Source organism: Vreelandella aquamarina, assembly GCF_020075495.1.
Classification (GTDB): Bacteria; Pseudomonadota; Gammaproteobacteria; order Pseudomonadales; family Halomonadaceae; genus Vreelandella; species Vreelandella aquamarina_A.
Genome location: NZ_JABYQT010000008.1, coordinates 74024 through 91762 on the forward strand (window position 1 = coordinate 74024; position 17739 = coordinate 91762).

Annotated in this window: 15 protein-coding genes, 1 CRISPR repeat array and 1 riboswitch; of the genes, 10 read left to right on the plus strand and 5 right to left on the minus strand. The window is 62.5% G+C overall.

Translation table 11 applies throughout. From position 1 onward, the window contains the following. Window positions 1-30: 30 nt before the first annotated feature. The 8 genes from casA to HW452_RS13145 all read left to right on the plus strand — a co-directional run bounded on the left by casA (window position 31) and on the right by HW452_RS13145 (window position 12072). Complete coding sequence (gene casA, locus HW452_RS13110) at window positions 31-1737, plus strand: type I-E CRISPR-associated protein Cse1/CasA (protein WP_224106561.1); 1707 nt, start codon at window positions 31-33, stop codon at window positions 1735-1737. Beyond that, complete coding sequence (casB, locus tag HW452_RS13115) at window positions 1734-2429, plus strand: type I-E CRISPR-associated protein Cse2/CasB (protein WP_224106562.1); 696 nt, start codon at window positions 1734-1736, stop codon at window positions 2427-2429. Before casA ends, casB begins: the two co-directional genes overlap by 4 nt. A gap of 84 nt (window positions 2430-2513) precedes the next feature. Further along, entirely contained in the window at window positions 2514-3608 is a 1095-nt protein-coding gene (gene cas7e / locus HW452_RS13120; RefSeq protein ID WP_224106563.1) for a type I-E CRISPR-associated protein Cas7/Cse4/CasC, read from the plus strand. Between the two features lie 11 nt (window positions 3609-3619). Further along, a complete protein-coding gene (gene cas5e / locus HW452_RS13125) occupies window positions 3620-4402 on the plus strand; it encodes a type I-E CRISPR-associated protein Cas5/CasD (protein ID WP_224106564.1) in 783 nt (260 codons plus the stop codon). Continuing rightward, window positions 4402-5100, plus strand: coding sequence for a type I-E CRISPR-associated protein Cas6/Cse3/CasE (gene cas6e / locus HW452_RS13130; RefSeq protein ID WP_224106565.1), 699 nt, complete (start codon window positions 4402-4404; stop codon window positions 5098-5100). The genes cas5e and cas6e overlap by 1 nt, the downstream gene beginning before the upstream one ends. 3 nt (window positions 5101-5103) lie before the next feature. After that, a complete protein-coding gene (cas1e, locus tag HW452_RS13135) occupies window positions 5104-6024 on the plus strand; it encodes a type I-E CRISPR-associated endonuclease Cas1e (RefSeq protein WP_224106566.1) in 921 nt (306 codons plus the stop codon). Between the two features lies 1 nt (window position 6025). Continuing rightward, on the plus strand, window positions 6026-6322 hold the full coding sequence (gene cas2e, locus HW452_RS13140; protein ID WP_224106567.1) for a type I-E CRISPR-associated endoribonuclease Cas2e: 297 nt from the start codon (window positions 6026-6028) through the stop codon (window positions 6320-6322). A 110-nt stretch (window positions 6323-6432) separates the two neighbouring features. Then, window positions 6433-11283: a CRISPR direct-repeat array (repeat unit 29 nt; unit sequence CCGTTCCCCGCAGGCGCGGGGATGAACCG). A gap of 255 nt (window positions 11284-11538) precedes the next feature. Next, complete coding sequence (locus HW452_RS13145) at window positions 11539-12072, plus strand: DUF1176 domain-containing protein (protein WP_224106568.1); 534 nt, start codon at window positions 11539-11541, stop codon at window positions 12070-12072. Window positions 12073-12148: 76 nt separating this feature from the next. Here HW452_RS13145 and HW452_RS13150 read toward each other — a convergent pair whose 3' ends face one another. The 3 genes from HW452_RS13150 to HW452_RS13160 all read right to left on the minus strand — a co-directional run bounded on the left by HW452_RS13150 (window position 12149) and on the right by HW452_RS13160 (window position 15270). After that, window positions 12149-12841: a uracil-DNA glycosylase family protein gene (locus HW452_RS13150; RefSeq protein ID WP_224106569.1), complete on the minus strand. Its 693-nt coding sequence runs from the start codon at window positions 12839-12841 to the stop codon at window positions 12149-12151. A gap of 30 nt (window positions 12842-12871) precedes the next feature. After that, window positions 12872-13537, minus strand: coding sequence for a phosphatidylcholine synthase (gene pcsA / locus HW452_RS13155; RefSeq protein WP_224106633.1), 666 nt, complete (start codon window positions 13535-13537; stop codon window positions 12872-12874). Between the two features lie 251 nt (window positions 13538-13788). Then, entirely contained in the window at window positions 13789-15270 is a 1482-nt protein-coding gene (locus HW452_RS13160) for a PLP-dependent aminotransferase family protein (RefSeq protein WP_224106570.1), read from the minus strand. A 108-nt stretch (window positions 15271-15378) separates the two neighbouring features. Between HW452_RS13160 and HW452_RS13165 the strand changes: the two genes are divergently transcribed. Further along, window positions 15379-15825 carry a GNAT family N-acetyltransferase gene (locus HW452_RS13165; RefSeq protein WP_224106571.1) on the plus strand — a complete coding sequence of 149 codons (447 nt, stop codon included), beginning with the start codon at window positions 15379-15381 and terminating at the stop codon, window positions 15823-15825. Window positions 15826-15835: 10 nt separating this feature from the next. Beyond that, window positions 15836-16282 carry a rhodanese-like domain-containing protein gene (locus HW452_RS13170; RefSeq protein WP_224106572.1) on the plus strand — a complete coding sequence of 149 codons (447 nt, stop codon included), beginning with the start codon at window positions 15836-15838 and terminating at the stop codon, window positions 16280-16282. Window positions 16283-16332: 50 nt separating this feature from the next. Here the strand turns inward: HW452_RS13170 and HW452_RS13175 are convergent, their stop codons facing one another. Both HW452_RS13175 and HW452_RS13180 read right to left on the minus strand, forming a co-directional pair. Beyond that, on the minus strand, window positions 16333-16830 hold the full coding sequence (locus HW452_RS13175; protein WP_224106573.1) for a 6,7-dimethyl-8-ribityllumazine synthase: 498 nt from the start codon (window positions 16828-16830) through the stop codon (window positions 16333-16335). A 102-nt stretch (window positions 16831-16932) separates the two neighbouring features. Beyond that, window positions 16933-17080: riboswitch (FMN riboswitch) on the minus strand. A gap of 59 nt (window positions 17081-17139) precedes the next feature. Further along, window positions 17140-17613, minus strand: a complete 474-nt coding sequence (locus HW452_RS13180; RefSeq protein ID WP_224106574.1) for a YbaK/EbsC family protein — start codon at window positions 17611-17613, stop codon at window positions 17140-17142. Window positions 17614-17739 lie beyond the last annotated feature (126 nt).

The window sequence follows — 17739 nt, forward strand, 5'->3', positions numbered from 1 at the left end:
TAACGCCGAAACAGCACACGAGAGGTGCCGATGAATCTACTCACAGACCCCTGGTTGCCGTTTCGGCATCGCGATGGCGATGGCCGAATCGACTACCGCCCACCCTCGGCGTTGGCCGACCCGAACGTGCTCGACCTCGCACTTCCCCGCGCCGATTTTCAGGGTGCGGCCTGGCAATTTCTGATCGCGCTGCTGCAGACGGCGATGACACCGAAGAATACCGACGCTTGGCTGGATCGTTACCAAACCCCGCCCAGCGTGGCCGAGCTTGACGAGTTGCTGGTGCCCTTTACTTCGGCCTTTGAACTGGATGGCGACGGCCCGCGCTTCATGCAGGACCTGGACCCGCTCAATGATGTCGCTGAAGCCTCTGTTAGCAGTCTTCTAGTTGATTCTCCAGGCGTTAATACGGTTAAGAAAAATCGAGACTTTTTCGTAAAACGCGATCGTGTGAGAGGTCTTTGTACAGAGTGTGCGGCTTTAGCGCTCTATACCATGCAGATCAACGCACCTGAAGGTGGTGCTGGAATACGCACAGGATTACGAGGTGGCGGGCCACTAACTACATTGATTTTGCCGGAAGACAACAGCAAACCGCTGTGGGCGCGGCTCTGGCCCAACGTGATGCCCGCCGATGCCGTCGGCCAGCCGGGACAGACCTGGCATGCCCCCAAGGTCGATGATCGCGATCTGTTCTTCTGGATGAGTAATACGCGCATTAGCGATAGGAAGGGCACCGAGGTATTGCCCGAACAGGCGCACCCACTGCATGCCTTCTGGTCGATGCCAAGGCGCTATCGACTTCTGTTCGACAATGAGTCTGGCTATTGCGATATCTGTGGTAGAGAGGTGACTCGACTCGTGCGTCGCTTGCGATCCAGAAAGCATGGTGCCAACTACGACGGCCCTTGGCGACATCCGCTGACTCCATATCGTATGAACCCGAAAAAGCCTGATGAGCTTCCTTTTTCTAAGAAAGGCCAACCCGGTGGACCAAGTAGCTATCGTCATTGGTTAGGGTTGATGCTGGAGGACGAAGCTGTCAGCGGTGCATTGCCAGCCCGCGTGGTCACTCATCACCTGCAAAAGTATCGTCTTGTGGAGGCTGCACGCGACGATGGTGAAGTATTCGAGGCGCTATTCAAGCGAGCTCGACTTTGGGTGTTCGGTTATGACATGAAACAAATGGATGCCCGGGGGTGGTACAACGCCGAGATGCCGCTGGTAGGCGTACCCAAGACACATCAGGAGACGCTGCGCGGCTGGATCAAACGCTTCGTCGAGTTGGCTGAAAAAATTGCTAAAGAACTTCGTGATCGACTTAAAGATGCTTGGTTTAGAAGACCTAAAGACGCTAAAGGCGACATGAGCCAGATCGACGCCCAGTTCTTCGAGGCAACCCAACTGGCGTTTTTTACCGCGCTGCGCGAGATGGGCGAGGTGCTACGTGAAGACGAAGAGGCCCCCACGCTTTCGCCCGAGACTCATCGCCAGTGGTATCTGGCGCTCAAGCGTGAAGCGCTGGCGCTGTTCGACGCCCAGGCCATCAGTGGCCCGCTGGAGGGTATGAAGATGCAGCAGCTCGAGCGTATTACCAACGCACGGCGCTACCTTTCAGCGTACCTGAGTGGTAGCGACAAGAAGATTGGCAAGACGGTGCAGATGTTTGCCGCAGAAGGCAGCTTCGAGCTGACCACGCCGGTAACTGAAGGCAATTCCGAGGAGAGCCCAGCATGAGTGAGACAGAACAACAGACGCCGCCAGAGGCAAATAACCCAGCCATAACTGGCGATAAGGCAAAGGAATATCGCCACGCGCTCACCTCGGATGAGGCCTATACGCTGCGCCTGTGGTGGCAGCGATTGACGCTTGATCCTCCTGCGCTCAAAAAGATTACCGAGGCGCCGGCTTACCCGCGCGGCGTGCGCGCCGTACTGCGCCGCTGTGACACAGTCGAATCCGTCATGTTGACTGAGGCTTTTCGCCATCTTTGGTCTGCGCTTGAATCGCAGGTGTGGGAAAAGGCACCTACTGCGAACTCGAAAAAACAACGCGATCAGCGTCTTGAAACCTGGGCGATCATTGCCGCCGTCGCAAGCGAACTGCGCGACGAGGCCTCCGGTGCGCCACTCGGCAAGCGTCTGGGTGAGAAACGGCCCAATACCACCGATACGCCGCGCATGAGCGACCTACGCTTTCAGCAGTTACTCGACTGCCATACGCCTGAAGAACTGATTCGCCGCTTTCGCCGCGCGCTCAAACTGGCAGGCAATGAGGCCGTCAGCGTGGTTCTCCTAGCCGATATGGTCGCGCTCTGGGCGCGCGAGCAGCGCGGCCAGTACCGCGCCGAAGCGACTCAGCGTTTTGCCTTTGTCATGAGTGATGCCTACTTCCACGCGCGTGCGCTTAAACCGGCCGCGGGTGACTGAATCGCGGCCGCCACTTAATCAACAGTCGCTTTTCAACCGCCACGTTTTGACCTTCGACACATTGTTTATTCAGGGAACACGACCATGAGCCACTTTATCCAGCTCCACCTTTTGACCTCCTACCCACCGTCCAACCTCAACCGCGACGATCTGGGTCGTCCCAAGACGGCGTTCATGGGCGGCGCCCGGCGGCTGCGCGTCTCCTCGCAAAGCTTGAAGCGCAACTGGCGTACTTCAGAGCTTTTTGAATCAGCGGTGGATGGCCACAAGGGCACGCGCACCAAGCGCTTGGGAGGAGAAGTTTTCAAACGCATGAAAGCGGCTGGCGCCAATGACAAGGTGGCTGGTAACAGCGCCGAGAAGATCGCCGGCGTCTTTGGCAAGCTGCGCAAGGTCGACAAGGGCGAAAAGCACGAGTACGAAATCGAACAGCTGGTGCATGTCGGGCCCGAGGAGCTAACCGCACTTGACGCACTCGCCGATACCCTGGCCGCGGAGAACCGCGAGCCGACCGATGACGAACTCAAGGGCTTGCTTGCCCGGCGGCCCACCGCCGTCGATGTGGCGCTGTTCGGGCGCATGCTCGCCGCCGCCCCCAGCTACAACGTCGAAGCCGCCTGCCAGGTCGCCCACGCCATCACCGTCCACGCCGCCGAGGTCGAGGATGACTACTTCACCGCCGTTGACGATCTCAATACGGGCGATGAAGACCGTGGTGCGGCGCATATCGGCGAAGCCGGATTCGCCGCCGGGCTGTTCTATCTCTATATCTGCATCGACCGGGATTTGCTGGTCGAGAACCTTCAAGGCAAGGCCGATCTGGCTGACCGCGCCATTGCCGCGCTGGTGGAATCCGCCGTCAAGATTTCGCCCAAGGGCAAGCAGAACAGCTTCGGCTCCCGCGCCCAGGCAAGCTATGTGCTGGCAGAGAAGGGCGACCAGCAGCCGCGCTCGCTGTCTGCCTCTTTCCTGCAACCGGTCAATAGCGACGAGCAAGGCGTTGCGGCCATCCGCAAGCTGGAAACCCAGGCCCAGGCGTTCGATGACGCCTACGGCGCGGGGGCGGACCGTCGCTTTATTCTTTCGGCAGTGCCGGAGTACGAGCAGAGGGCTCTCAAGGGCGATGTTCAGCAGGGCAACCTTGAGCAACTGCTGACCTTCCTCAAGGGCGACGACTAAGCGGAGGCGACATGCCACACCATCTGGTTTTTCGCCTCTACGCGCCCATGGCGAGTTGGGGCGAGGCCGCGGTCGGCGAGACACGGCCAACGGCCACCTATCCCGGCCGCAGCGCCATTGTCGGGTTGATCGGCGCGGCGCTGGGCATTCGCCGCGACGACGATGTCGGCCAACGCCACCTGCGCGAGAGCCTGCAGATCGCGGTCAAGCAGCGCTCGCCGGGGCTTTTGTTGCGCGATTACCACACCGTGCAGGCGCCACCATCACAGTCGAAAGTGACCCATCGCACCCGGCGCGAGGAGCTGTCGGTTCCCAAGGACGCGCTCAATACCATTCTCTCGTCACGCGACTACCGCTGCGACGGCCTGTGGAGCGTAGCAGTGCGGCTGGCCACGCACGCCGCCTGGTCGCTCGATGACCTCAAGGCGGCGCTGGAAAAGCCCCGCTTTGCGCTTTACCTCGGCCGTAAGGCGTGCCCCCTGGCCGCGCCGCTGTTGCCCACGCTGGTCGAGGCCGAGAACTGGCGACAGGCGCTGGATCATCGCTTTGAAAGCGCGCTGGATCCAGATCGCACCTGGCTTGCGCTGGTGGGCAATGAAGAGAAGGACAAACGCCTGCTGCGCCTACCTGAAGAAGTGCTTTACGCCTGGGAAGGCGATGCCGATGCACTCGATGGTAGCGATACAGCCAGCGAATCCAGCGAGGTGTGGGACGAGCCGTTACATCGGCGTCGCTGGCAATTCGGCCCCCGCCTTGAACATCGGCGCACCGTGAACGTGGAAGGAGAGCGCTAATGTATCTATCGAGTGTCAGGCTGGACCTCAACGCCCTCAGCCGCGCCGAGCTGTTCGACGTACTGGACGGCGGCGCCTATACCGCCCACCAGCTCCTTTGGCGGCTGTTTCCCGACATACCCAAAGGCGAGCGGCCGTTCATCTTTCGCCAGGAAATGGAGGAAGACGCCAACGGAAAGAGCGCCGGGCTGCCCCGGTTCTACGTTGGCTCAAACCGGCCCCTCGAGCCCGTCGAAGGCTTCGACGTGCAGTGCAAGCCGTTCGACCCCCAGCTTGCTCGCGGCGAGCGGCTGGCCTTTCGTCTGCGCGCCAACCCCACCGTTGCCAAACCGGCGGGCGAAGGCCGCCGCTCTCACCGCGCCGATGTGTTAATGGATGCGCGCTACCCTTTCTCCAAAGGTGAGCGCACAAGCCAGGCCTGCGTCGAGGCGATGGACGCGGCGGCTCGACACTGGCTCGACGAGCGTGCTGAAAGCCTCGGCTTTTCATTGCCGGTGAAACCGGAAGTGGGCGCTTACCGCCAGCACGCGCTGGTCAAGAAGGACGGTGGGCAGCCTATCCGCTACTCCAGCGTGGATTACGAAGGCCTTTTGGAAGTAGCCGATCCCGAGCGGCTCAGGGAAACGTTGCGCGACGGCATTGGCCGTGCCAAGGCGTTCGGCTGTGGGCTCTTGTTGTTGCGTCGCGTACCGGAGTGACCCATGAGCTTCATCCCCCTAAAACCCATTCCTCTCAAGGACCGCATGTCGATGATCTTCGTCGGCATGGGCCAGATCGACGTGCGCGACGGGGCATTCGTCGTGGTCGACGAGGTCAACGGCGAGCGCATGCACATCCCCGTGGGGTCGGTAGCGTGTTTGCTGCTGGAACCGGGCACGCGGGTATCGCATGCCGCGGTCAAGCTGGCCTCAGTGGTAGGTACGCTGTTGATCTGGGTGGGCGATGCCGGGGTGCGGCTCTACAGCGCGGGGCAACCGGGCGGAGCGCGCTCGGACAAGCTGCTCTACCAGGCCCAGCTGGCGCTGGATGAAAGCCTGCGGCTCAAGGTCGTACGCAAGATGTTCGAGCTGCGCTTTGGCGAAGAACCACCGTCCCGGCGCAGCGTCGAGCAATTGCGTGGGATCGAAGGCGCGCGGGTGCGCAAGACCTACCAGGTACTCGCCAAGCAGTATGGCCTGAAGTGGCAAGGGCGCCGCTACGACCCCAAACAGTGGGATGCCTCGGATGTGGCCAACCAGTGCCTGTCGGCCGCCACTGCCTGCCTCTATGGAATCACCGAAGCCGCGATTCTGGCCGCGGGTTACGCCCCGGCTATCGGCTTTCTGCACACCGGCAAGCCGCTGAGCTTCGTCTACGACATTGCCGATATCGTCAAATTCGAAACCGTGGTCCCGGCAGCGTTTCGCATCGCCGCGAAAAACCCGCCAATGCCGGAGCGCGAGGTGCGCATTGCCTGCCGCGATGCCTTCAAGCAGACCCGGCTTTTGCAGCGCATCATCCCGATGATCGAAGAGGTGTTGGCAGCGGGCGAGATCGAACCGCCGCCCCCGCCGGCCGATGCCGTGCCGCCCGCCATTCCCGAGCCGGCATCGATCGGCGACAGCGGCCACAGGAGCCAATGACATGGCCATGCTCGTTGTCGTTACCGAAGCCGTACCGCCACGCCTGCGCGGGCGGCTCGCCGTCTGGCTGCTGGAGATACGCGCCGGTATCTACGTGGGCGATGTCAGCAAGCGCATCCGCGAAATGATCTGGGAGCAGATCGAAGCCCTAGCCGAGGAAGGTGGCAACGTCGCCATGGCCTGGGCCAGCAACCACGAATCCGGCTTCGAGTTCCAGACCTTCGGCGACAACCGCCGCGTCCCCATCGACCACGACGGACTACGCTTGGTGCGTTTTTTACCGCCCATGGATAAATAACTGTTTTTATTGATCTTTAATAATATGCAGCTGTACAAAAAATGAGCAAAATCGCCGGTGGATTTTTCGCTGGCGATTTTTCTTTTTGAAAACAAGTGACTACAATTAGTCCGTTCCCCGCAGGCGCGGGGATGAACCGGGATAAGCGAAGAAGGCAGCCAGCGCGCCACGCCGTTCCCCGCAGGCGCGGGGATGAACCGCGGCCAACGCAGCGGGTAGGGTTCGGGCTTCCCCGTTCCCCGCAGGCGCGGGGATGAACCGCCTCGCGCGCCGCCAACGGTGATGAGATGGAGCCGTTCCCCGCAGGCGCGGGGATGAACCGCTAGACCAGCGCACGGCTCAGACGGCGTTAGCCCGTTCCCCGCAGGCGCGGGGATGAACCGTGGCGGCGACCGGCCTGCAGAACTTCACGCTGCCGTTCCCCGCAGGCGCGGGGATGAACCGCCCGCCAGCTTGGCTTCACCACGTTGATTGCCCCGTTCCCCGCAGGCGCGGGGATGAACCGATGGCCATGGTGGTATCGGTGCTAGGCATAGTCCGTTCCCCGCAGGCGCGGGGATGAACCGTGGCTGCCATGCTGGGACTCACCCCCCAGGGCCCGTTCCCCGCAGGCGCGGGGATGAACCGATCGGGCAGTGCTGGAAGGCCGGGGGCAGATGCCGTTCCCCGCAGGCGCGGGGATGAACCGCGCAGGTTGTCGAAGAAGCCGGACGTGGCCAGCCGTTCCCCGCAGGCGCGGGGATGAACCGAGTGCTGCATCCTGCCGCACATTGATATGTGGCCGTTCCCCGCAGGCGCGGGGATGAACCGAGCGCCCAGGGGGCAGCGTAATGTTGAATTTACCGTTCCCCGCAGGCGCGGGGATGAACCGGCGCTGAGATCATCAGCTACGTCATTGACGCCCCGTTCCCCGCAGGCGCGGGGATGAACCGCAGTCAATCGGGTATTTCATGTGACTGTTTTGCCGTTCCCCGCAGGCGCGGGGATGAACCGCCGGGCGAGATCATCGTCCAGGTGCCGGTCAGCCCGTTCCCCGCAGGCGCGGGGATGAACCGGGTGAGCGAGAAAAAATAATAGAAGGATTCAGACCGTTCCCCGCAGGCGCGGGGATGAACCGCAGGTTCAATTGGGATCACGGGACGCTCAATACCGTTCCCCGCAGGCGCGGGGATGAACCGCCGGACATGAGCACATTAATGAACAATTGCTGCCGTTCCCCGCAGGCGCGGGGATGAACCGCCCTTAAGGGCTTCCTGCGGCACCGGCCGAAACCGTTCCCCGCAGGCGCGGGGATGAACCGATGACCTGGCGATACCAAAGCTTGTTCAGCACCCGTTCCCCGCAGGCGCGGGGATGAACCGCTCGGGTACTCTTTAATGGGTGACCATGAAACCCGTTCCCCGCAGGCGCGGGGATGAACCGCCCATCAGATGGTAGTCGGTTAATACTGCGACCCGTTCCCCGCAGGCGCGGGGATGAACCGCCGGAGGATGTATGAGCGTAATGAGAAGTTGGCCGTTCCCCGCAGGCGCGGGGATGAACCGGCGGGCGCGCCAATCACCGCTACACACCGCGTCCGTTCCCCGCAGGCGCGGGGATGAACCGCTAGAAACCACCTCGGCTGGTCGATCAACGACCCGTTCCCCGCAGGCGCGGGGATGAACCGTGTTTGTGCATTCAACGCAAGCGGTCATAGGGCCGTTCCCCGCAGGCGCGGGGATGAACCGAATCCCAAACTGGTGGGCAAACCGCTAGTTTACCGTTCCCCGCAGGCGCGGGGATGAACCGTGACTCAGAGATCAAAACGTCGCCTGCCGAGTTCCGTTCCCCGCAGGCGCGGGGATGAACCGCTTGCGGCTATCCTGGGCGACAAACTTGGCACCCGTTCCCCGCAGGCGCGGGGATGAACCGTCGTTGACGGCGAGCATCGAGGTGCGACGGGCCCGTTCCCCGCAGGCGCGGGGATGAACCGCGTTGGCAATAGATGCGCCAATGCCTGCCAGCCCGTTCCCCGCAGGCGCGGGGATGAACCGTGTCCCGCAACCTGTCTGCCAAGCAGAAGGTGCCGTTCCCCGCAGGCGCGGGGATGAACCGTCCGCCATGAAACCGATCACCGCCGTAATCGGCCGTTCCCCGCAGGCGCGGGGATGAACCGCGCGAACGGATCCGCCAGGCGGTCGAGATCCACCGTTCCCCGCAGGCGCGGGGATGAACCGGCGGGTGCGACCTGTTCGACCTCGAGCAGCTGCCGTTCCCCGCAGGCGCGGGGATGAACCGCACTCGGCACGAGCTCGTAGTTGATCGACTCGCCGTTCCCCGCAGGCGCGGGGATGAACCGGCGTCCCGCTCGGCTTTAGCCGCGTTTAAACGCCCGTTCCCCGCAGGCGCGGGGATGAACCGTAATAATCTGCTGCTGCCATACCCACCTCCTGCCGTTCCCCGCAGGCGCGGGGATGAACCGTTGTCCGGGGCGCTGAAAATCGAGACGGTCGACCGTTCCCCGCAGGCGCGGGGATGAACCGCTTCAGCGTCAGGCACGTGGTTATTGATTAACCCGTTCCCCGCAGGCGCGGGGATGAACCGCGCCAAGACTGCGAGCCGCCCAGAATTTTGTCCCGTTCCCCGCAGGCGCGGGGATGAACCGTCACGCATAACCGCGACCTGCTGCAGCTGCTCCCGTTCCCCGCAGGCGCGGGGATGAACCGCTCGGGGAGGGTTAGCTCGGGGATCTGGCCCTCCGTTCCCCGCAGGCGCGGGGATGAACCGGTATCGCCGTCGTACACGCTTGTCACTTCGTCCCGTTCCCCGCAGGCGCGGGGATGAACCGAAATTTGGGGTTGCAAACACTTTTTGCAAAAACCGTTCCCCGCAGGCGCGGGGATGAACCGTATTTTAGGATGGGAAACCGTCAGTAATGCTACCGTTCCCCGCAGGCGCGGGGATGAACCGTTTCAACAGCACTGGCGAATATGAGGAAGGGCCGTTCCCCGCAGGCGCGGGGATGAACCGGACTTGAATACAACTCCTACATGTTTGCCGAGCCGTTCCCCGCAGGCGCGGGGATGAACCGTTGTCGCGCCGTGCAATGAGGAATAGGCGTTTCCGTTCCCCGCAGGCGCGGGGATGAACCGCGACTCTTTGCTCATGTGCTCTGTCTGCTGGACCGTTCCCCGCAGGCGCGGGGATGAACCGTTCCGCGAGCTCACCCGCCAGGGCTACCTCCTCCGTTCCCCGCAGGCGCGGGGATGAACCGTCGATCACTGGTACTTGGGCACACCGGCAGTTCCGTTCCCCGCAGGCGCGGGGATGAACCGCTGGCCGACGGCACCGGCCGCCGGATGCCGATCCGTTCCCCGCAGGCGCGGGGATGAACCGCTCCTGGCCGCCCTTATCCTGCTTCACCCACTCCGTTCCCCGCAGGCGCGGGGATGAACCGAACACGTAGGCTTCACTTGTGCCTGTTTGACTCCGTTCCCCGCAGGCGCGGGGATGAACCGCGAATTTCAATGTCTTCATGCTGACTATCTGGCCGTTCCCCGCAGGCGCGGGGATGAACCGTTGGCCGCGCACGGCAGGTATGTAATTTTCATCCGTTCCCCGCAGGCGCGGGGATGAACCGTAGTATGAAAAAGAGTCCCGATTTTGAACACGCCGTTCCCCGCAGGCGCGGGGATGAACCGTAGCATACGTCCAATGGACTTGATCATGTTCGCCGTTCCCCGCAGGCGCGGGGATGAACCGGTGAGCCACCGCTAATTGAGGTACCTGATGATCCGTTCCCCGCAGGCGCGGGGATGAACCGGTCGCCAGGTTCTAGTATTCGCAACTACAAATCCGTTCCCCGCAGGCGCGGGGATGAACCGCACATCTTATACCCGCCTCAACCATGCGTACACCGTTCCCCGCAGGCGCGGGGATGAACCGTTGGTCTTGATTCGATGCCGTGGCCATGTTCGCCGTTCCACGCAGGCGCGGGGATGAACCGTTTTTGGTTAACTGGCACCACGCTTTAATGGCCCGTTCCCCGCAGGCGCGGGGATGAACCGATTTGGATTGGTCGATTAACGGTCGCTATTACCCGTTCCCCGCAGGCGCGGGGATGAACCGCCCTGGAGGCAGGCGATGCGGATAGTGATTCTCCGTTCCCCGCAGGCGCGGGGATGAACCGCACGCGGAACACGTTGACGATCTCGCCATCCACCGTTCCCCGCAGGCGCGGGGATGAACCGGTCGATATCAATCTCGACCAAATTACTTTCTGCCGTTCCCCGCAGGCGCGGGGATGAACCGCCGGCGGCACGCTCGGCACGTGTGAAAACGCGCCGTTCCCCGCAGGCGCGGGGATGAACCGTCGTCAAAGAGACCTATCATATTTGCGATACTCCGTTCCCCGCAGGCGCGGGGATGAACCGGCCTCACCCCCACATACGGCCGCGCTGGCGCACCGTTCCCCGCAGGCGCGGGGATGAACCGATTACGGTCGAGCACCGGTGCTGCAGGCCGTCCCGTTCCCCGCAGGCGCGGGGATGAACCGTGGTCGTGGGTAGATCCCCTCAAGGAAGTATCCCGTTCCCCGCAGGCGCGGGGATGAACCGACGGCCAGGAGCTTTACGACCTGCTGCTGAGTCCGTTCCCCGCAGGCGCGGGGATGAACCGGCCATTCAAGGCGTCGCCGGAACAATTATCGACCGTTCCCCGCAGGCGCGGGGATGAACCGCAGGCTCATAAATGGGGCGTGCGCCGCGGACTCCGTTCCCCGCAGGCGCGGGGATGAACCGTGCGAAAAACAGGTGGCGGAACCAGCGTTGCTCCGTTCCCCGCAGGTGCGGGGATGAACCGGTGTCGGCCTGGTTGTTCCCACCCTGCTTTCGCCGTTCCCCGCAGGCGCGGGAATGAACCGTTCACGATGGGCTGACTACGGACTTTTCGGGCCCGTTCCCCGCAGGCGCGGGGATGAACCGACATCGCCCGATTCTGGGCGACTAGGCTCTATCATTCCCCGCAGACGCACTGACCACCAAGATAATCGCGCACATGCGCGAACACACGATTGCCTGAACGGGCGTGAAATAAGAAACGATGGTGCAAGATGTAGCTGGGAGATGGCGGCGCGTTCGAAACCGGGGTATCAAGTAGGAGTGCTTTCAAGCACGCATGTTCAATTCGTCGCGAGCCATGAAAGCTCGTGGCGCGAACCGTATGAAGGAGGTGGTCATATGTTACGTTCACTTGGCTGGCTGACAGCCGCCGCCATGGGGCTTTCGATCGGTTTTGCCGCTTATGCCAACACGGAGCAGGCAGCCGACGAGTCATCAACGACGCCGGAGGCGGTCGCCGCGCAGATGAGTGACACCTGCGCCCCCATCGATGAATCGCTGGGTATCACGGCCCAGCGCTTCACGATGGACGATGACATGGGCGGGGAACTGTGGCTCGTGCCGTGTAACGCCGGTGCCTACCAGACTTCTTATGAAGCAATTTACCAGCCCGACGACGCTGAACCGCGCAAGCTGCTGTTTGCCCTGTGGCGTGATGGTAGCTGGACCGGCACCGAGTCGCTGTTCGATCCCGAGTTCGACCCCGAAACCGGCGTGCTGACCGACCGCTACCGCGACCGGGGTGCCGGTGGTTGCGGCGGCGTACGCACCTGGCAGTGGGAAAACGGCAACTTCCGGCTCACCGAGTATCGCGCCAATGAGGCGTGTAACGACGACGCCGACGAGTTCCCCGTGGTGTTCGAAGCCGAGTAGTCGTTGTCATCGCCTGTCGTGCGAGTATGGTCTTTCCGAGCGCTCGCTTTCATGAACGAAAGCGAGCGCTTGCGGTTCAGGTGGCGAGGTTGTCCAGACGCACGTCCAGCTGCTCCAGGCGGTTTTTCAGAAGTTCGGGAAAGCGGGCGTACCAGGTCTGGTTGAGCGGGGAAGGGTGGGGGAGCGGGTAGAGCGTGAAGGTGCGCGCCTCGCCCTTTTCATCCTCGAGCGTTACCTCGATGCTGCTTTCAAAGCGCTCGTCGCTTTTCCAGAACGCCTCCAGCCGGTCGCGCTCTTCCTTCGAACGGCCGATACCGAACCATAGAAAGGCCTCGCGGCCCAGGGTAATCAGGCTCTCTCCCTCCCAGCGCGAGATCAGCACTTCGTTCATCAGGTCATGAAAGTGGCGTTTTACCTTCATCGACCACGCCTTGTTGCCGACGGGCTTGTAGGGCACGGTGTTGATCCAGAAAAAGTGTTCGCCCACGGCACGCGAGGCCTCGAAGTCTGGCATCTTCTCGCCATGCAGGCGCTCGTATAGTGCCTTTCTCACCAGCTGCCCGCCGGCGCCGATAAAGGGCTCCTGGTAGCGGACTTCCTCACGCCCTGGATCGCGGCCAAAAAAGCCGATGCGCAGGTTCGGTTTGCCTAAGCCGATGATCGGCTCGAGCGGGTCGCGCTCGAAGCGTTCGTAGACATCGACATCGATTCCTTCGATCTCGGCGGCCAGCCGCCGGAAACGTTCTTGCTGCTGCTGCGTCAATGACATCCCTGTTCCTTTTTCAACGGTCAAACTGGGTTAATCGAACCACTCCTGCGCGGTACGCCAGAGGCACATGCCCACGAAATAGAGCGAGGTGATGGCAAGCCCCGCCAGCGCCCAGGTAGCGTGTTCGGGGCTCGACAGTATCAAGACCGTGGTACAGACACACCAGAGTAGCGTAATGGTGATATTGAGCGGCATGAACTTGCGTACCCGAAAAGGGTGCAGAAATTTCATTCTGGTAACGGTGAGCCCAGCCAGCACGAGAATCGCGGCGACGGTCAGCCAGGGCGGTAAATCGAGCAGGTAGAAATAGGCCGCGGCGATGTTCCAGGCGGCGGGAAAACCGACGAAGTAGTTATCCTGGCTCTTCATGTCCACGTTGCAAAAACAGAACATCGACGAAAGCAGGATGATGAAGACCGCCAGAAGTGCAGTATTGGCAGGCAGGTCGATGAAGTGGTAGATGAACAGCGCCGGGATGAACGCCCAGGTCAGGTAGTCGATCACCATGTCGAGGGTCGAGCCGTCGAAGTGGGGCAGGATGGTCTTGACCTCGTACTTGCGCGCCAGGGTGCCATCGAAGCCATCCACCATCATTGCCGCGCCCAGCCAGAGCAGGCAGGCCACCGGGTCGTCGTCGATCAAGGCGAGCAGCGCCATGGTGCCCAGCAGCACGCCGCTGGCGGTCAGCACATGCACGCTCCAGGCCTTGGCCTTGCATCGCGAGGCGTGGTTATCGGCATTTGAAGAGAGTGGTTGAGCCACAGTAACCCCATTGAGAACGTCATGTTCTTTGCTGTTGGATGTATGGATGCGCGTGCCATGAGTCACGTCATGCTAGTCAGACCCTTTGCAATAGCCAGGCAGGTAACCTCGTTATAGCATGGCGGCTCCTGCCGGTATTCGCTAGCCCGTGATGTACAAGCGGCCAGCGCTGCTTGCCTGCGCGCTCAGTTGCCTCCGCCTTGCAGGCGCAGCCAGGCATGGCCCAGCCAGTGCCCGGCGGTCGAAAGCTCGTCTTCCGTGGCCCCGGCGTAGCCCAGCACCAGGCCAAAGCGCTGCGGCTGGCCCAGGTAGTAGCGCGACAGGGGCGAGAGCGTGATGCCCTCCGCGTGCGACTGCTCGATCAGTGCTCGCTCCTGCGCGGCGCTTTCAAGCTCGGCCACCAGATGCATGCCGGCATGGCCGGAGGAGAGCTTGAGGCCCTGGGCGATGGCAGGCGCCAGGGCCTTTCGCAGGCACGCCTGGCGCAGGCGGTAGCGCCCGCGCATGCGGGCAATGTGGCGCGAGAAGTGCCCCTTGGCGATGAACTCGGCCAGCGCCGATTGGGCCGGGTAGTGACCTTCCCGGTGGAGCCTGGCGTGGGCCAGACGAAAGGTATCCGCCAGCGCATCCGGCAGCACCAGGTAGCCAAGCCGTAGCCCCGGGTAGAGCACCTTGCTGAAGGTGCCGACGTAGATCACCGCCGCCCGCTCGGCAAGCCCTTGAAGCGAGGGCACCGGCGGGGTGTCGTAGCGGAACTCGCTGTCGTAGTCGTCTTCGATGATCCAGGCGCCGTGATGGGCTGCGTGCTCCAGCAGCGCCAGGCGCCGGGGCACCGGCATGGTGACGCCGCTTGGGTACTGGTGTGAAGGCGTGACGTATATCAGTCTCGGGGAGACGCCTGACGCGGGGCCGAGTGCCGGGTTCATGCCATTCTCATCCACCGGTATGGGCGTGATGGAAAGCCCGGCGGTGGCAAACGCGGTTTGCGCCCCGCCGTAGCCGGGCTCTTCCATCCAGACGTTCTCGCCGCTGTCGGTGAGAAGCTGCACGATCAGTTCGAACGCCTGCTGGGCGCCCTGAGTAATGACGATCTGTTCCGGCCGGCAGCGCACCGCGCGCGAAAGCGTGAGGTAGTCACACAGCGCCTCTTTCAGGGCGGGCAGGCCGCCCAGCGTCTGGTAGGCAAGCCAGGCAGTATCCGCCTGATGAAAGTGGCGCCTTAAAAGGCGCTGCCACTGGGCGTGGGGAAACAGATCCAGCGCCGGAATGCCGGGGGCGAAGGCCGTATGTTGCGAACTCAGGGTTGCGCAGCGGTCGATCAGCGCCAGGCCACGGGTGGAGTACTCGACCACCTCGGCGGCAGGTGGCGCCGCAGGCAGCGCAAGAAGCGGCAGCGTTGCCACATAAAGCCCGGAGCCGCGCCGGGAGACCACCAGGCCTTCGGCCAGCAGGCGGTCCATGGCGGCCAGCACGGTGTTGCGGCTGATGTTGAGCGCTTTAGAAAGACGCCTGGAGGACGGCAAGGGTCGCCCGGCTTCGAGCTCCCCGCCCTGAATCCAGCCGCGCAGCGTGGTATAGAGCTGCTGGGCAAGCGGCAGGTCGTTGTCTGTGCTCACCCGCAGGGCCAGGGCATCGATAAGCCATTCACTGGAGGGTGTGCGGCGCATGACTGGTTCCTTCGAAAATTGCTCAAGTGGCTCTTATGTGCGTACCACTATAACGGCAGACTGTGCGTACCCCTACCCTGCTGATCTTTACCCTACGAGGAGCACACCATGAGCCGTGTCCGGGCCGCTGTACTCAACGATCTCGAAGCGTTGACTCATCTTCTGGACGAGTACCGCCAGTTCTATCAGCAGCCAAGCGACCTGGAAGCCGCCCGCCATTTTCTGAGCCAGCGCTTCGGGCTGGGCGATGCGTTCCTTCTGGTCAGCGAGAACGCCCAGGGCGAGGTGGACGGCTTCGTACAGCTCTACCCCGGCCTCTCCACCGTGGGGCTGAACGCACGCTGGACACTGAACGATCTCTACGTCTCACCCGCAAGCCGGGGAACAGGGGCGGGGCGGGCGCTGATGGAATCGGCAGCGCAACTCGCCCGTGAACACGGCGTCCCCCGTCTGGCATTGATGACCCAGGTCGGCAACGCGCGTGCCCAGGGGCTTTATGAGTCTCTGGGCTGGCAGCGCAACCACGAGTTCTACAGCTACCTGCTGAATGTTTGAGGAGAGAGAGATGAGGGAATCCAGCGTACTGGCCTTTGCCCCCGCCACGCCAGATGAGATGGCGCAAGCCATGCATGCCAAGCTCTGCTACCACACCGACGCCTGGGACCTGGCGCAGGATCTGGCCGGCGGCATCGATGAGATCGTGGTGATCGACACTCGAAGTTTCGCGCACTACTGCGCGGGGCATATTCCCGGCGCGCTGAGCCTGCCACATCGCGAGATGACGTCTGAGCGGCTCGCCACGCTTGATCCATCCAAGGTGTACATCACTTACTGCGATGGCATTGGCTGCAACGGTTCGACCAAAGGGGCGTGGAAGCTTTCAAGTGCCGGTTTCAGGGTGAAGGAGTTGCTGGGCGGGCTGGATTTCTGGCGCCGGGATGAGCACCCGGTGCAGGCGGGAGAGACTCGCGGTACGCTTTTGAAGACGCCGCTTGGTGAGTGCGGCTGCTAGTGGCCGCACTCACCCATTACAGGCCCGGTGCTGGCCGGGCCCGAGCGCCCTTACGTGTCGCTCAGCTTGCGTGCGCGGTGCAGGTTTTCGATGGTGTTGAGACACGCCTGGGCGGCTTCCTTGCCCTTGGTGACGAAGTGCTCGAAGTAGAAGCTGTGATGGGTGGCGTGCTCGTGAAAGTGATGCGGAGTCAGCACCACCGAGATGACCGGCACCTGGGTGTCGAGCTGAACGCGCATCATGCCGTCGATGACCGCATGGGCGACGAAGTCGTGACGGTAGATCCCGCCATCCACGACAAACCCCGCGCCTACGATGGCGCCATATCGGCCGCTTTCGGCCAGCACCTTGGCTTGCAGGGGAATCTCGTAGGCGCCGGGAACGGTGAAGACCTCGACCTGGTCGGCGCTGAGGCCGCTTTTCTTCACTTCCTCGACAAAGGCCTGGTACGCCTGGCCGACGATGTCATCATGCCAGTGGCCCTGAATGAAGGCGATGCGCTGGGACGTGGTGTGGCTTGAAAGGTCTAACGGAAATGTCTGATTCATGGTCATTCTCGTAACTAAGGGTACCAGAATCAGGGCACGCGGCACGATTTTCAGGCAGCGGCAGGAGGCGGCCAGGGCCGCTTGCGCACTCCATGTCCAACGTACCGTTCTCTTTCATCCGGACTATCACCGTCGGCTTCGGAATCACACCGAATCTGCTGACCTCCAGGGCGTGCCCTGGAGCGCTCGCGGGCTTGGGCATTTCGCCATCACCGCCGGTGGGGACTTTCACCCCGCCCTGAGAACGTGGCCGCAAGGGCACGGTGGCCCCTGCGGTTTGGCTATCTTACGCAAATCACCGGCATGCAGCTAGGGTGTGCCAGCGGGGGAGCATACGTCGACCCACTTCGCCCCGACCAGCTCGGCCAGGCGCATGGGGCAAAGGCGCACCGCGCTATTGGGTGAACCCGCCGCCGGCAGCACCTCGTCATAGCGCTGAAGTGAGGTATCGCAATACACCGGCAAGTCGGCGGCCAGTCCGAAAGGGCAGACGCCGCCCACCGGGTGGCTGGTCAGCTCCATGACCGTCTCGGCATCGAGCATCTTGGCCTTGCCGCCGAAGACATCGCGTATCTTGGCATTGTCGATCCGCACGCTGCCGCTGGTGACTACCAGCAGGGGCATTTCCCCGATCTTGAACGCCAGTGTCTTGGCGATCTGGCCAGGCTCCACGCCGTGGGCATCGGCGGCCAGCTCCACGGTCGCGGTGCTCTCGTCGAGTTCGATGATCTTGAGGTCCGGGGCGTGTTCGGCCAGAAAGCTGCGCGCGGTCAGTAAACTCATAAACGGCTCCTTGGGTAGTGTCACTTCAAGGTAACGCGCTTTATCCAAGTCAGCCAATCGACAGGCAATCGTATCGTTTCAGGTGCTGCTGCTTGGATCACCGTTCCTTCGGTGCAAGCCTGATTT

What these genes read in the sequence shown, in the direction of transcription:
- casA (WP_224106561.1), top strand. Translation starts at nt 31, where the DNA reads ATGAATCTACTCACAGACCCCTGGTTGCCGTTTCGGCATCGCGATGGC.
- casB (WP_224106562.1), top strand. Translation starts at nt 1,734, where the DNA reads ATGAGTGAGACAGAACAACAGACGCCGCCAGAGGCAAATAACCCAGCC.
- cas7e (WP_224106563.1), top strand. Translation starts at nt 2,514, where the DNA reads ATGAGCCACTTTATCCAGCTCCACCTTTTGACCTCCTACCCACCGTCC.
- cas5e (WP_224106564.1), top strand. Translation starts at nt 3,620, where the DNA reads ATGCCACACCATCTGGTTTTTCGCCTCTACGCGCCCATGGCGAGTTGG.
- cas6e (WP_224106565.1), top strand. Translation starts at nt 4,402, where the DNA reads ATGTATCTATCGAGTGTCAGGCTGGACCTCAACGCCCTCAGCCGCGCC.
- cas1e (WP_224106566.1), top strand. Translation starts at nt 5,104, where the DNA reads ATGAGCTTCATCCCCCTAAAACCCATTCCTCTCAAGGACCGCATGTCG.
- cas2e (WP_224106567.1), top strand. Translation starts at nt 6,026, where the DNA reads ATGGCCATGCTCGTTGTCGTTACCGAAGCCGTACCGCCACGCCTGCGC.
- HW452_RS13145 (WP_224106568.1), top strand. Translation starts at nt 11,539, where the DNA reads ATGTTACGTTCACTTGGCTGGCTGACAGCCGCCGCCATGGGGCTTTCG.
- HW452_RS13150 (WP_224106569.1), bottom strand. Translation starts at nt 12,841, where the DNA reads ATGTCATTGACGCAGCAGCAGCAAGAACGTTTCCGGCGGCTGGCCGCC.
- HW452_RS13160 (WP_224106570.1), bottom strand. Translation starts at nt 15,270, where the DNA reads ATGCGCCGCACACCCTCCAGTGAATGGCTTATCGATGCCCTGGCCCTG.
- HW452_RS13165 (WP_224106571.1), top strand. Translation starts at nt 15,379, where the DNA reads ATGAGCCGTGTCCGGGCCGCTGTACTCAACGATCTCGAAGCGTTGACT.
- HW452_RS13170 (WP_224106572.1), top strand. Translation starts at nt 15,836, where the DNA reads ATGAGGGAATCCAGCGTACTGGCCTTTGCCCCCGCCACGCCAGATGAG.
- HW452_RS13175 (WP_224106573.1), bottom strand. Translation starts at nt 16,830, where the DNA reads ATGAATCAGACATTTCCGTTAGACCTTTCAAGCCACACCACGTCCCAG.
- HW452_RS13180 (WP_224106574.1), bottom strand. Translation starts at nt 17,613, where the DNA reads ATGAGTTTACTGACCGCGCGCAGCTTTCTGGCCGAACACGCCCCGGAC.